Origin of the sequence: Variovorax sp. LjRoot130, assembly GCF_964253755.1 — a bacterium.
GTDB lineage: Bacteria > Pseudomonadota > Gammaproteobacteria > Burkholderiales > Burkholderiaceae_C > Variovorax.
In genome coordinates, this window is the sequence record NZ_CAXURM020000001.1 from 5,894,806 (window position 1) to 5,907,764 (window position 12,959).

Annotated in this window: 13 protein-coding genes; 12 read left to right on the forward strand and 1 reads right to left on the reverse strand. The window is 67.5% G+C overall.

The window, feature by feature from the left end:
- Positions 1–78: 78 nt before the first annotated feature.
- The 3 genes from ACSQ86_RS29190 to ACSQ86_RS29200 all read left to right on the forward strand — a co-directional run bounded on the left by ACSQ86_RS29190 (position 79) and on the right by ACSQ86_RS29200 (position 2,366).
- Complete coding sequence (locus ACSQ86_RS29190) at positions 79–606, forward strand: DedA family protein (RefSeq protein WP_436306164.1); 528 nt, start codon at positions 79–81, stop codon at positions 604–606.
- A 27-nt stretch (positions 607–633) separates the two neighbouring features.
- Positions 634–1,398: a Crp/Fnr family transcriptional regulator gene (locus ACSQ86_RS29195; protein WP_436306165.1), complete on the forward strand. Its 765-nt coding sequence runs from the start codon at positions 634–636 to the stop codon at positions 1,396–1,398.
- A gap of 83 nt (positions 1,399–1,481) precedes the next feature.
- Positions 1,482–2,366 (forward strand): hypothetical protein, encoded by an 885-nt coding sequence (locus tag ACSQ86_RS29200; RefSeq protein ID WP_436310192.1) that lies wholly within the window; start codon positions 1,482–1,484, stop codon positions 2,364–2,366.
- 93 nt (positions 2,367–2,459) lie between these two features.
- On the opposite strand, the gene ACSQ86_RS29205 is transcribed toward ACSQ86_RS29200, so the two are convergent.
- The gene (locus ACSQ86_RS29205; RefSeq protein WP_093107189.1) at positions 2,460–3,368 is read right to left on the reverse strand and encodes a LysR substrate-binding domain-containing protein; all 909 of its coding nucleotides are present in this window, start codon (positions 3,366–3,368) and stop codon (positions 2,460–2,462) included.
- A gap of 107 nt (positions 3,369–3,475) precedes the next feature.
- Between ACSQ86_RS29205 and ACSQ86_RS29210 the strand changes: the two genes are divergently transcribed.
- Genes ACSQ86_RS29210 through ACSQ86_RS29250 form a run of 9 tightly spaced genes read left to right on the forward strand, consistent with a single transcriptional unit; the run spans position 3,476 to position 12,953 of the window.
- A complete protein-coding gene (locus tag ACSQ86_RS29210; protein ID WP_436310193.1) occupies positions 3,476–4,363 on the forward strand; it encodes a dioxygenase in 888 nt (295 codons plus the stop codon).
- Positions 4,364–4,397: 34 nt separating this feature from the next.
- Complete coding sequence (locus ACSQ86_RS29215) at positions 4,398–5,204, forward strand: citryl-CoA lyase (RefSeq protein WP_436306168.1); 807 nt, start codon at positions 4,398–4,400, stop codon at positions 5,202–5,204.
- Positions 5,201–6,337 (forward strand): CaiB/BaiF CoA transferase family protein, encoded by a 1,137-nt coding sequence (locus ACSQ86_RS29220; RefSeq protein ID WP_436306169.1) that lies wholly within the window; start codon positions 5,201–5,203, stop codon positions 6,335–6,337. Before ACSQ86_RS29215 ends, ACSQ86_RS29220 begins: the two co-directional genes overlap by 4 nt.
- A gap of 26 nt (positions 6,338–6,363) precedes the next feature.
- Entirely contained in the window at positions 6,364–7,329 is a 966-nt protein-coding gene (locus ACSQ86_RS29225) for a Bug family tripartite tricarboxylate transporter substrate binding protein (RefSeq protein ID WP_436310194.1), read from the forward strand.
- 47 nt (positions 7,330–7,376) lie between these two features.
- The gene (locus ACSQ86_RS29230) at positions 7,377–8,591 is read left to right on the forward strand and encodes an amino acid ABC transporter substrate-binding protein (protein WP_436310195.1); all 1,215 of its coding nucleotides are present in this window, start codon (positions 7,377–7,379) and stop codon (positions 8,589–8,591) included.
- A 1-nt stretch (position 8,592) separates the two neighbouring features.
- Positions 8,593–9,459 carry a branched-chain amino acid ABC transporter permease gene (locus ACSQ86_RS29235; RefSeq protein ID WP_436310196.1) on the forward strand — a complete coding sequence of 289 codons (867 nt, stop codon included), beginning with the start codon at positions 8,593–8,595 and terminating at the stop codon, positions 9,457–9,459.
- Positions 9,459–11,207, forward strand: a complete 1,749-nt coding sequence (locus ACSQ86_RS29240; protein ID WP_436310197.1) for a branched-chain amino acid ABC transporter ATP-binding protein/permease — start codon at positions 9,459–9,461, stop codon at positions 11,205–11,207. The genes ACSQ86_RS29235 and ACSQ86_RS29240 overlap by 1 nt, the downstream gene beginning before the upstream one ends.
- A complete protein-coding gene (locus tag ACSQ86_RS29245; RefSeq protein ID WP_093107174.1) occupies positions 11,200–11,904 on the forward strand; it encodes an ABC transporter ATP-binding protein in 705 nt (234 codons plus the stop codon). The genes ACSQ86_RS29240 and ACSQ86_RS29245 overlap by 8 nt, the downstream gene beginning before the upstream one ends.
- A 23-nt stretch (positions 11,905–11,927) precedes the next feature.
- Positions 11,928–12,953: a uroporphyrinogen decarboxylase family protein gene (locus ACSQ86_RS29250; RefSeq protein WP_436310198.1), complete on the forward strand. Its 1,026-nt coding sequence runs from the start codon at positions 11,928–11,930 to the stop codon at positions 12,951–12,953.
- Positions 12,954–12,959: the final 6 nt, after the last annotated feature.

Sequence of the window (12,959 nt, forward strand, 5' to 3'; positions counted from 1 at the left end):
GACGAAGAACGTCAAGCTGCGAAGCGACCAGATTGGCAAGGCATCACCGGTCGAGGTATTCGCGGTGCCGTGCGGCCAATGAGTCTTGACGAAATCACTCAGGCAACCATCGCCTTCATCCGCGCGCATGAGGCCTGGGGCGCTCCTATCGTGCTGGCCCTCGCCTTCGGGGAATCGTTGGCGTTCATTTCCCTGTTGTTGCCGGCGACCGTGATCTTGTTTGGTGTCGGCTGGCTCATCGGGGGGAGCGGCATTGCGTTCTGGCCGCTGTGGTGCGCGGCCGTCGTCGGGGCCGTCCTGGGGGACTGGTTGTCCTTCTGGATCGGCGGACGGCTGAAGAGCAATGTCGGCAACCACTGGCCCCTGTCTCGCCATCCGGACCTGATCCCGCGCGGTCATAGGCTCTTCGAACGCTGGGGAGTGGTCGGCGTATTTTTCGGGCGCTTCCTCGGCCCCCTTCGCGCGTCTGTGCCATTGGTGGCAGGCATCTGCGAAATGCCCGCGTCTACGTTTCAGATTGCCAACATCGCTTCAGCTATCGTGTGGGCGACCGGCATCCTGGCTCCCGGCGCGTTCGGCCTCAAGTGGCTGCAGCAGTGGGTGTGAAGAGCTCGGGGTGAGTTCGGATTGCAATTGAACGTCCACCAACGCTCAGTTGGTTCATCATCACACCGTCCAGGACCGCACCGAGAGGGAAAGCTCATGTCAACGCTCGCACTGTTCGACACCGCGGTTGCCGGCTTGACCTCGGCCTTGGCCACTCCGTCCGGCATCGTTGCGCTCTGCTCGGCTGGGGCCGCCGGCACGCTGGTGATCGTGAGTTCCTTCGTAAAGACCATGATCCCCCTGCGCTGCCTTGCGATCGGCGGCAACCTGGGCTTTCTGATCTACGGCGCGCTGCATCCGTCGCTGATCCTGGTGCTCCTGCACGGCGCACTGCTGCCGATCAACATTTTCCGCGCAGCCCAGATGGTCCGCCTCACGCGCCGCGTGCAGGTCGCGGCGGCGTCGAGCGACTTTTCCGGCGTCTGGCTGCGCCCCTACATGCGCCGGCGGCGACTGAAGAAAGATGCAATCCTGTTCCGCAAAGGCGATGCGGCAAAGCGCCTGTACTTCCTCGCTGAAGGGCAGATCGAGTTTGTCGAGATCGGGCAGACCATGGAGCCTGGCCGCTTGTTCGGCGAGATTGGGTTCTTTGCGCCTGACAAGCAACGCACGCTGACCGCCCGCTGCGCCACGAACTGCACCGTGCTGCAGATGGACGAGATGACTTTCAAGTCGCTCTATTTCCAGAACCCGGCCTTTGGATTCGAGGTGGTGACCTTGGTGGCTGGACGGCTCCTGGCTGACCGGCAGCGCCTGGAAGACCGGCTCGCGGCCGAATCGCTGGTCACCTGATCATGCGATGACCCAGCGCGAACAACCTATTGCAACTCAACAACTAGCCAGGCTCCCGATGCGGGATGACAATGTGCAACATCATGAAACGCGCGACAACACTTCGCCGCCTGGCGCTGTGGGTCTGGCTCCTGATCCTGCCGGTGCTCGCCCAGGCGCAGGCACAGCTCGGAAGCGCCGCTGCCTTGCGGGCCAAATATGACGCCGTTCAGTCGCAGTTCGACCAGAACGCCTTTGGGCGACCGCTGGTGCTCGAATCGACGGAAGCCGCCGGTCAATTGAGCGGCGATATCTTCGCAGTGTTGAATCACCCGGTCGACCAGGTGAACAGTTCGCTGAGCCAGCCCGTCGTCTGGTGCGATGTGCTGATGCTGCACCTCAACACCAAGTACTGTGTGGTGCGCGGGACAGAAAGTGCCAGGACACTCGTCGTCTCGGTCGGCCGCAAATTCGACCAGCCGCTTTCGGAGGCGCAGCGCGTCCACTTCGTCTGGCAGCCGCCGACCATCACCGACGACTACCTCAGCGTGCGATTGAGCGCCGACAAGGGGCCGCTGTCCACCCGCGACTACCGCATCGAACTCGAGGCGACGCCGCTCGGCAACGGCAAGACCTTCATTCATCTCGGCTACGCCTATGCCTACGGGGTGGCAGCGCGCATCGCGATGCGGGGCTACCTCGCGACCATCGGCGCAGACAAGGTGGGATTCACCGCGATGGGCAAGGACTCGGCGGGCCAGCCGGAATACGTGGGCGGCGTGCGCGGCGTGGTGGAGCGCAACACCATGCGCTACTACCTCGCCATCGACGCCTACATGGACGCCCCCAAACAACTGGCGCCGCGCCTCGCGGCATGGTTCGACAGCACGGAGCGCTATGCGCGGCAACTGCACGAAGTGGAGCGGGACGACTATCTCGCCATGAAGCGCAACGAATACAAGCGCCTTGCAAACCCCTTGCCGGAGTAAGCGCGCCGGGGCGGAATCGCACTAGAGCCTGCCGCACGTCATCCCAATCGAGAAGCAAAGGGATTCCATCTAGCTCGTCACCGGCAGCCTCCCTTACCCCGGCCCTTCGCGCCTGAGGCTGTTACTCAACGCCGTCTTCCTCAATATCACAGCAAACGACTGCACGGCAGCCGGCTTCGCCTCCTTCAGCCGCCACAAGATCCCTGGCGTGCGTATCGGCGTCGGGCTCTCCAGCGGAATCACCTTCAGCCCCGCCATCGCCTCCGGCACCGCGTTGATCGCCACGATCGAGCCGATCATCGTGCGCGCCACCAGCGCGAGCATCGGCGCCACGGTCGACATCTCGGCCACCACGGTCGGCTCGGCGCCGCAGGCGTGGAAGCACTCGTCGAGCATGGTGCGGGTCGAGAAGGCGGATGAGACGAGCACCAGGTCTTGCCGGTGCAGCTCCACCATGCGGATGCGCTTGCGGCCGGCGAGCGGATGGTGAGTGGAGACGACCAGCACCATCTCCTCGTTGTAGAGCGGCTCGAACCACAGGCCGGCCGAGTCCTGCGGTCGGTAGGAGATGCCGAGGTCCATCTCGCCGTCCCTAAGCCGTGCGGCGATCACTTCCGCGGCGAGTTCCTCCACGCTGATGCGCACGGTCGGATGGCGCGCGAGGAACTGCGCCACGCATTCGGGGATGAGGCCGATGTTGAAGGTGTGCGTGGCGCCTATGCGCACCTTGCCCGTGAGGTTGCCGGCGCCGGGCTTGAGCAGCGCCACGCCCTGGTCCACCTCCTTCAATGCGCGCGAGGCGTAGCCGCGCAGCAGCTCGCCGGCCTCGGTGGTCACCACCTTCTTGCCGATGCGCTCGAAGAGCGGCTGGCCCAGCTCGTCCTCGAGCTGCTTGATCTGGTGCGAAAGGGTCGACTGGGTCACGTGCACGCGCTCGGCCGCGCGCGTGAAGCTCAGGCAATCGGCCAGCGCGACGAAGTAGCGCAGATGCCTCATCTCCATACAAACCCCCGCGAATGATCGATGCCATCGATCATATCCATGGAAATTCATCATTTGTCGGGGCCACCTGCGCGGCCTATCGTCCGGCCAGAACCAGGAGACAAGACATGGCGGACTACAACCAAGACAGCATCACGCAGGACGTGCTCGAGGCTTTCGCGGCGACGCCCGACCCGCGCCTGCGCGAGCTGATGACGGCGCTGGTCAAGCACATTCACGCCTTTGCGCGCGAGGTCGACCTGAAGCCCGACGAGTGGCTGGCGGCGATGAAGTTTCTCGAAGCCACGGGGCAGATCTCGACCGACAAGCGGCCCGAGTTCATCCTGCTCTCCGACACGCTGGGCCTGTCGATGATGGTGGTGGCGCTGGATCAGGCGCGCGCCAGCGGCGGCGCACAGGGCGCGACCGAGGCGACGGAGGCCACGGTGGAGGGCCCGTTCTACTGGCCCGGCGCGCCCGACATGCCGCTGGGCGCCGACATCAGCGGTAGCGCGCGCGGCGAGCCGACCTTCTACATGGGTCGGGTGACCGATGTGCACGGCGCACCGCTGGAAGGCGCCTTGCTCGACGTGTGGTCGGGCGACGGCGAGGGCAAGTACGACGTGCAGCTGAGCAGCGAGCCCACGATGGCCGCGCGCGGGCGCTTTCGCGCCGATGCGCAGGGGCGCTACTGGTTCTGGTCGATCCGGCCCGCCTACTACCCGATTCCCGACGACGGCCCGGTGGGCCAGATGATGCATGCCACTGAGCGCAGCATCTACCGCCCCGGCCACATCCACCTGCAGGTCTCGGCGCCGGGCCATGTGACGCTGACGACGCAGGTGTTCGTGGGCGGCAGCCCCTACATCGACCAGGACGCGGTCTTCGGCAAGCGCGACAGCCTGGTGGTCGACTTCGAGACGCATGCGCCGGGCAAGGCGGTGGACGGGCGCGAGATGCGCGTGCCGTACCACTCGGCGAGCTTCGATGTGCGGCTTGCGCCGGTGTCGGCCTGAACTCCACTTCTCTTCTTTTTTTACAAGGATTTTTATGAAGATCGGCAAGGCCACCGTGCCGCGCACGTCCATCTGCACTTCGGACGCCCACACCATCGTCATTCGCGGCCATGACCTGTCGAAGGAGCTGATCGGCAAGCTCTCCTTCGTCGACCATTTCTTCCTGCTGCTCACCGGGGAGATGCCGACACCGGGCCAGGCCGCGGTGCTCAACGCCACGCTGGTCGCGATCGCAGAGCATGGGCTGGTGCCCAGCGTGCAGGCCGCGCGCATGACCTTCGCCGCGGCGCCCGATGCGATGCAGGGCGCGGTGGCGGCGGGCATCCTCGGCTGCGGCTCGGTGGTCCTGGGCTCGTCGGAGACGGCGGGGCGCATGTATGTCGAGATCGATGAGCAGGTACAGGCCGGCAGCGCGCTCGACGAGGCGGCGCTTTCGGTGATGAAGGCCTGGCGCGCGGCGGGCCGTTCGATTCCCGGCTACGGCCATCCGCTGCACAAGGAGCGCGACGAGCGCGTGGGCGCGCTGTTCGATGTGGCCAAGGCGGCGGGCACCGACCTGCGCTTCGTCGAGATCGCGGAAGCATGCGAAAGGCTGCTGCCCGAGGTGCTGGGCAAGCCGCTCAAGCTCAACGTGTCGGGCGCGATCCCCTCGGTGCTGCTGGGCGCGGGCTTTCCGGTCGAAGGGCTCAAGGGCGTGCCGATGCTTGCGCGCACCGCGGGGCTGATCGCGCACATGGTCGAGGAGATCCGCCAGCCGATCGGCTTCGCGCTCTCCTACCAGGCGACGCGCGAGATGGAATACGACGGCGAGCTGCCTCCGGGCTTCGGGAAGCACGAATGATCCCTGTATTGAAAGGCCTCAAGGTCATCGAGCAGGGCACCTTCATCACGGGGCCGGCGGCCGGCATGCTGCTGGGCGACCTGGGGGCCGACGTGATCAAGGTCGAGCAGCCGAAGACGGGCGACCCCTTCCGCGCCTTCAAGAACGGGCTGTACAGCCCACACTACCAGACCTACAACCGCAACAAGCGCAGCATCACGCTCGATACCAAGGACAGCGCCGATCGTGAAGTGCTCGACGCGCTGATTGCCGATGCCGACGTCTACATCCAGAACTTCCGGCCCGGCGTGGCGGAGAAGCTGGGCGTCGGCGCCGAGCGGCTGCAGGCGCTGAACCCGAAGCTCATCTACGTGGCGATCAGCGGCTTCGGCGCCACCGGGCCTGCCGCCAACCGGCCGGCCTATGACACCGTCGCGCAGGCGGCGAGCGGGTTTCTCAATCTGCTGGTGAACCCCGAGAACCCGCGCGTGGTCGGCCCTGCCATTGCTGATTCGCTGACCGGCTTCTACGCGGCCTACGGCGTGCTGGGCGCCTTGTACGAGCGCAGCCGCACCGGCATCGGCCGCAAGGTCGAGGTGTCGATGCTGGAGGCGATGGCGCATTTCAACCTCGATGCCTTCACGCACTTCTTCCAGGTCGACGAGGTGATGGGGCCGTACAGCCGGCCCAGCGTGTCGCAGTCCTACGTGCTGCGCTGCGCGGACGACAAGTGGATCGCGCTGCACATGTCCTCGCCCGAGAAGTTCTGGCAAGGCCTGGCGGTGGCGATCGAGCAGCCCGACATCTTCCAGGACCCGCGCTTCGCGACCCGCGACGCGCGCATCGACAACCAGGAGGCGCTGATCGCGCTGCTGGGCGAGCGCTTCCGCACGCGGACGCGCGACGAATGGTGCCGCCGCCTGCAGCGCGAGGACGTGCCCAACGCGCCGATGTACGACACCAGCGAGGCGCTCGAAGACCCGCAGGCGAAGCATCTGCAGCTGATGACCTCGGCCGAGCATCCGGTGATGGGGCTGTTTCGCACGGTGCGTTCGCCGGTCAGCTTCGACGGCGAGCGCGCGCTCGAGGTGCGGCCGCCGCCGATGCTGGGCGAGCACAGCGACGAGATACGTGCCGCGCTGAAACGCAAGTAGATAAATAGAGACAACGGAGACAAGCGATGACGATCAAGACAACGATGCGCACCCTGCTCGCCGCGGGCGTGCTGCTCATGCTGGGCACGGCTCAGGCGCAAGACAAGGGGCCGATCAAGATGGTCGTTCCCTTCGGCGCCGGCACCACCACCGACACGGTGGCGCGCGTGGTCGGCGAGGGGCTGGGCAAGGCGCTGCAGCAGACGGTGATCGTCGACAACCGCGCGGGCGCGGGCGGCTCGACCGGCAGCGACATGGTCGCCAAGTCGGCGCCCGACGGCCGCACGCTCGTGATGGGCACGGTGGGCACGCACGCCATCAACGCCGCGCTCTTCAGCAAGCTGCCCTACGACCCGATGCGCGACTTCGCGCCGGTGGCCTTCATCGGCTATACGCCCACGCTCTTGGTGGTGGCGGCCGAGTCGCCGCTCAAGTCGCTGAAGGACCTGGCCCAGGCCGCCGCGCGGCCGCAGGGCGTGACCTTCGCCTCGGCCGGCAACGGCACCTCGGGGCACCTCGCGGGCGAGCTGCTGGCGCAGCGCCTGGGCGGCAAGATGCTCCACGTGCCCTTCAAGGAAGGCGCGATGGCGCTGACGGGCGTGATCTCGTCGCAGGTCGACTTCATGTTCTATCACCCGGCCGCGGTGATGCCGCAGATCAAGGCGGGCAAGCTGCGCGCGCTGGGCGCGAGCGGCGCGGTGCGCAGCGCGGCGGCGAGCGATGTGCCGACGCTGATGGAGCAGGGCATTGCCGACTTCGACCTGGTCGCCTGGTTCATGCTCTACGCGCCGGCCGCCACGCCCGACGCCACGCTGACGCAATTGCGCACGGCCAGCGCCGCCGCGCTCGCGCAGCCCGATGTGATGGCGCGCCTGCGCGACCAGGGCATCGAGTCGCGGCCGATGCGCGCTGAGGAGATGCGGCCCTTCAACAAGACCGAGCTCGGCAAATGGGCCGGGCTGGTCAAGCGCTCGGGCGCGCAAGTCGACTGACAGCTTTCGTTCGTTTCGCTCACAAGAACCTAAAGGAGACAGGAACCATGAAGACGCAGAACCTCAGAGGCATCGGGCGGCGCACCGCCGTGGGCGCCATCGCACTGGCCGCGGCCGGCTTCGCGATGGCACAGCAGCCAACGGGTGCGCCGATTCGCATCGGCAGCACGCTGGCTCTGACCGGGCCGCTCTCGGCCACGGCCCAGATCCACAAGGTGGTGGGCGACATCTACATCGAGCAGCTCAACAAGCGCGGCGGCCTGCTGGGCCGGCCGGTGGAGTGGGTGGTGAAGGACGACCAGTCCAAGCCCGACCTGGCACGCACGCTGTACGAGCAGCTCGTCACCGCCGACAAGGTCGACCTGCTGATGGGGCCCTACGCCACCGGCGCGATCCTCTCGGCGATGGGCGTGGCGCAGCGCTACAACAAGGTGCTGGTGCACCACACGCTGGGCATTCCCTCGCTCGCCAAGTACGACATGCAGTTCCCGGCCTGGTCGATCGGCTCCGACCCCGCGACCACCGTGCCCAACACCTTGTTCGATGCGCTCGCCGCCTCGCCCAAGCCGCCGAAGACGGTGGCGGTGGTGACCAGCAAGTTCCCGTCGATCCAGTTCATGAGCGCGGGTGCGCGCGAGGTGATCAAGAAGCGCGGCCTGACCGAGGTGCTGTTCCTCGAATGGGATTTCGGCAACCGCGACTTCGGCCCGATCGCCAACCGCGTGAAGGACGCCAAGCCCGACTTCGTGTGGGTCGGCGCCATCGGCCTGGAGGGCAACCTGCTGCTCGACGCGATGAAGAAGATCGACTATTCGCCGCCGCAGCACTTCTACCTGTACCCCGCGCCCGGGCCGCTGCTCGCGTCGCCGGATGCGAAGAACGCGCTCTCGGCCACGATCTTCGAGGCGCAGCCGCCTTTCACTTCCAACTTCGGCGCGGCCGAATTCGTCAAGCTCTACGCCGAGCGAGCCGCGAAGGCCGGCTTCACCGACACCTCGGTCGAGACCCAGGCCGCTGCCTCGTACACCGCGTGGCAGATCCTCGAGGCCGGCGTGGTCGCGACCAAGAGCCTGGACGACAAGGCGATCGGCACCTGGCTGAAGGCGAACAAGGTCGACACGCTGCAAGGCAAGCTGCGCTTCGACGGCACCGGCAACTTCGGCGACGACCTGATGCGCATCAAGCAGATCCAGGGCGGCAAGTGGGTGGTGGTGTGGCCCAAGGAGGTCACCTCCGGCGGCGCCAAGCTGATCACGCACTGACATGTCGGGCTTCACGCTGCCCAGCATCTCGCTGCTGTCCCAGTCCATCCTCTCGGGCATCTTCGTCGGCGCGCTGTACGGGCTGATGGGCCTGGGCCTCAGCCTGAGCTGGGGCCTGCTGCGGCTCATCAACCTCGCGCACTTCGCCTTTGCCTTCCTCGCCGCCTACCTCTGCTACCAGATGGCGACGATGGGCATGGACCCGCTGCTGACGCTCGCCGTCATCGTGCCCTTCTTCTTCGCGCTCGGCGCGGGCCTGCACTGGGTGATGGTGCGCTTCAAGGTCACGCCCTTCAATTCGCTCTTGCTGACCTTCGGGCTCACCGGCATCGCCGAGAGCGTGATTCAGTCGATCTGGACCGCCGACTTCCGCAAGCTCGAATCGAGTTACGGCGAAGAGAAGTTCAGGATCGGCGGGCTCTTCGTGCCGGTGCCCGAACTCATCACGCTGGTGCTGGCCGTGGGCCTGGCCTTCGCGGTGTGGGCGGTGCTGCGCTTCACCGACCTGGGCCGCGCAATGCGCGCCGCCGCGCAAGACGCGCCGGTGGCCGCCGCTTTCGGCGTCAACCAGAAGGCGCTGGGGCTGGTGCTCGCAGGCACCTGCGCGGCGCTGGCCAGCGTGGCCGGCGTGTGCCTGGCCTTGAGCTTCACGCTCGCGCCCTCGCAGATGTACGCCTGGGTCGGCGTGGTGTTCGCGGCCGTGATGCTCGGCGGGCTGGGCAGCGCGCTCGGGCCGCTGGTCGCGGGCACGCTGATCGGCGTGAGCGAGGCCATCACGATGGCGGTGACCGCGCCCTCGTGGGCGCCGATCGTCTCGTTCACCTTGCTGATCGTGATCCTGATCTTCAGGCCGGGGAAGACAGGCTGATGAAACGCACTCCACTGATCATCCTGGCCGCGGGCGTGGCGCTGGCCTTCGTGCCGCAGCTCGGCCTGCCGGCCTTCTACGACTCGCTGCTCTACCTGATGCTGCACTGGATCGTGCTCGCGACCTCGTGGAACATCCTGTCGGGCTACTCGGGTTACTTCTCCTTCGGGCACGGCGCCTTCTTCGGCGCCGGCATCTACACCAGCGCCAACCTGATGGCGCGCTACGACTGGCCCTTTCTGTGGACGCTGCCGGCGGCCGCGCTGGTGGCCGCGGTGCTGGGCGTGGCGCTGGGTGCGGTGGTGTTCCGCGTCAAGGGCGTGCGCGGCGAGCTGTTCGCGCTGCTCACGCTGGCGATCACCTTCGTGATCGGCACCATCGTGGTCAACACGCCGCTGGACGGCGGCAACGGCGTCTCGCTCGCGGCGGTGCCGGTGCCGAAGATCGGGCCGACGCCGTCGTCGACCTTCTACCTGCTCGCGCTTGCTGCAGCGATCGGCACGCTGCTGATCGCGTGGGGCATCCAGGTGTCGAAGTTCGGCGCCGGCCTGTTCGCGATCCACGACGACGAGGACGCGGCCGAGGTGATGGGCGTGCCGACCTACCGCTACAAGCTGATGGCGCTGGCCGTCTCGTGCGCGCTGGCCGGCGTGGCGGGCGGCATCCACGCGCTGTTCCTCTCGTACGTGACGGCCGGCGAGGTGTTCACGATCACGGTGCCGCTGACGGTGGTGCTGATGAGCGTGCTCGGCGGCACGCGCCACTGGGCCGGGCCGGCAATCGGCGCGGTCGCGATCACCGGGCTGCTCTACAGCTTCACGGCCGCCGACCATGCAGTGGCCGGCAAGGCGCTGATCGGCGTCATCCTGATCGCGGCGATTCTGTTCATGCCCGACGGCATCCTGGAACGCGTTCGGCGCACCTTGGGACGCACTTTGCGGCGCGCGCCGACCGCCAAGCCGGCCGCTGCTGTCGCATCGGCCGAGATGGCGGTCCGGGCAACGGCCGGCGCGCAGGGCGACGTGCTGCTGCGCGTGCAGGGCTTGAGCAAGGCCTTCAAGGGCGTGCGCGCGCTCGGCGGCGTCGACGTCGACGTGCGGCGCGGCGAGATCCTCGGCCTGCTGGGGCCCAACGGTTCGGGCAAGTCGACCTTCATCAACGTCGTCAGCGGCCACTACGCGCCCACCGGCGGCGCGATCTGGTTCGAGGGCCGCTGCATGAACGGGCTGCCGGCACACCGCATCGCGGGCAGCGGCATCGCGCGCACCTACCAGATCCCGCGGCCCTTCGGCCACCTGAATGTGCTGCAGAACGTGGCGATCGCGACCATGTTCGGCGGCGCGGTGCGCGACCCGACGGCGGCCGCGAAGCAGGCGCGGACCTGGCTGGAATTCACCGGCCTCGAGGACAAGGCGCATGCCCGGCCCGACGACCTCAACCTGCACCAGCGCAAGTTCCTCGAGCTCGCCCGCGCGCTCGCCTCGCGGCCGCGGCTGGTGCTGCTCGACGAAGTGCTGTGCGGCCTGACGCCGCACGAGATCGACGGCGCGGTGGCGCTGATCCGGCGCATCCGCGAGCAGGGCTCCACCATCGTCTTCGTCGAGCACGTGATGCGCGCGGTGATGGCGCTGACCGACCGCATCGTGGTCTTCAACCACGGCGAGCTGCTGGCCGAAGGCGCGGCCACCGACGTGATGCAGCGGCCCGAGGTGATGACCGCCTACCTGGGAAAGGCCGCCCATGCTTGAGGTACGCGATCTGCAAGTGGCCTACGGCGCGGCGCAGGCGCTGTGGGGCGTGTCGCTCGAGGTGCGGCCCGGCGAGTTGCTGTGCGTGGTGGGGCCGAACGGCGCCGGCAAGACCACGCTGATCAATGCCATCGCCGGCATGCTGCGTGCACGCAGCGGGCACATCGTGCTCAACGGGCAGGACATCACGCAGCTGCCCGCGCACCGCTTCTGCGAGGCCGGCATCGCGCTGGTGCCCGAGGGCCGGCGCCTCTTCACCGGCATGAGCGTGCAGGAGAACCTCGAGCTCGGCAGCTACCTGCCGCATGCCAAGGCGAAGCGGCAGGAGACGCTGGCGCAGGTGATCGAGCTGTTCCCGGTGATCCGCGAGAAGCTCGCCAGTCCGGCGGGCGAACTCTCGGGCGGCCAGCAGCAGATGGTCGCGATCGCGCGCGCGCTGATGGCGCGGCCGCGGCTGCTCTTGCTCGACGAGCCGTCGCTCGGCCTGTCGCCGCGCATCGTGGGCGACATGTTCGCGGCGATCCGGCGCATCAATGCGGACGGCATGTCGGTGCTGCTGGTGGAGCAGAACGTCGCGATGGCGATGGAGGTCTCGCAGCGCGCCTACGTGCTCGAGGAAGGCCGCATCGTGGCCGAGGGCGTGCCCGACGAGCTGCTGGCGCGGCCCGAGATCCAGCGCGCCTACCTGGGCGTTTGAACCCCTTTCAACTGGAGAAACCCATGCTGTTCCCCACCACCATCGTCGGCAGTTTCCCGCAGCCCGAGTGGCTGATCGACCGCGCCAAGCTGGCGGGGCGCTTTCCGCCGCGGGTGCGGGCGCGCGAGCTGTGGCGCATTCCGCCGCAGTACCTGGAGGAGGCGCAGAACGACGCCACGCTGATGGCGATCCGCGCGCAGGAAGAGGCGGGCCTCGACATCGTGAGCGACGGCGAGATCCGGCGCGAGAGCTATTCGAACCGCTTCGCGACCGCGCTCGACGGCATCGACCTCGACAACCCGGGCACGGCGCTGGACCGCTCGGGCCATCCGAATCCGGTGCCGCGCATCGTGGGCCGCATCCGCCGCCGCCATGCGGTGGAGGTCGACGACCTGAAGTTCCTGCGCGCCCACACCGACCGCCAGGTGAAGATCACCGTGCCCGGGCCGTTCACGATGCTGCAGCAGGCGCAGAACGACTTCTACGGCAGCGAGGAAGAGGCGGCGATGGACTATGCCGACGCGGTGAACGCGGAGATCCGCGATCTCTTCGCCGCCGGCGCCGACGTGGTGCAGATCGACGAGCCCTACATGCAGGCGCGGCCCGAGAAGGCGCGCCAGTACGGCTTGAACGCGCTGAACCGCGCGCTCGAAGGCATCACCGGCACGACGGCGGTGCACATCTGCTTCGGCTACGCGGCCATCATCCACGAGCGGCCGAGCGGCTATTCCTTCTTGCCCGAGCTTGCGCAGTGCAGCTGCAAGCAGGTGTCGATCGAGACCGCGCAATCGCACCTGGACTGCTCGGCCCTGGCCGCGCTGGACGGCAAGCGGGTGATGGTGGGCTGCATCGACCTCTCGACGCCGGAGGTCGAATCGGTCGACACCATCGTCGAGCGCATCCAGCGCGCGCTGCCCTACGTGAAGCCCGAGAACGTGATCCTCGCGCCCGACTGCGGCATGAAGTACCTGCCGCGCGATGCGGCTATTGGCAAGCTGCGCGCGATGGTCGAGGCGGCGAAGGTGCTGCGCAGGGAACACGCGACCTAGCAGGCC

Bases quoted from the DNA above. Each gene is read 5' to 3' on its own strand.
- ACSQ86_RS29190 (WP_436306164.1), top strand. From the start codon at position 79: ATGAGTCTTGACGAAATCACTCAGGCAACCATCGCCTTCATCCGCGCG.
- ACSQ86_RS29200 (WP_436310192.1), top strand. From the start codon at position 1,482: ATGAAACGCGCGACAACACTTCGCCGCCTGGCGCTGTGGGTCTGGCTC.
- ACSQ86_RS29205 (WP_093107189.1), bottom strand. From the start codon at position 3,368: ATGGAGATGAGGCATCTGCGCTACTTCGTCGCGCTGGCCGATTGCCTG.
- ACSQ86_RS29210 (WP_436310193.1), top strand. From the start codon at position 3,476: ATGGCGGACTACAACCAAGACAGCATCACGCAGGACGTGCTCGAGGCT.
- ACSQ86_RS29215 (WP_436306168.1), top strand. From the start codon at position 4,398: ATGAAGATCGGCAAGGCCACCGTGCCGCGCACGTCCATCTGCACTTCG.
- ACSQ86_RS29220 (WP_436306169.1), top strand. From the start codon at position 5,201: ATGATCCCTGTATTGAAAGGCCTCAAGGTCATCGAGCAGGGCACCTTC.
- ACSQ86_RS29225 (WP_436310194.1), top strand. From the start codon at position 6,364: ATGACGATCAAGACAACGATGCGCACCCTGCTCGCCGCGGGCGTGCTG.
- ACSQ86_RS29230 (WP_436310195.1), top strand. From the start codon at position 7,377: ATGAAGACGCAGAACCTCAGAGGCATCGGGCGGCGCACCGCCGTGGGC.
- ACSQ86_RS29235 (WP_436310196.1), top strand. From the start codon at position 8,593: ATGTCGGGCTTCACGCTGCCCAGCATCTCGCTGCTGTCCCAGTCCATC.
- ACSQ86_RS29240 (WP_436310197.1), top strand. From the start codon at position 9,459: ATGAAACGCACTCCACTGATCATCCTGGCCGCGGGCGTGGCGCTGGCC.
- ACSQ86_RS29245 (WP_093107174.1), top strand. From the start codon at position 11,200: ATGCTTGAGGTACGCGATCTGCAAGTGGCCTACGGCGCGGCGCAGGCG.
- ACSQ86_RS29250 (WP_436310198.1), top strand. From the start codon at position 11,928: ATGCTGTTCCCCACCACCATCGTCGGCAGTTTCCCGCAGCCCGAGTGG.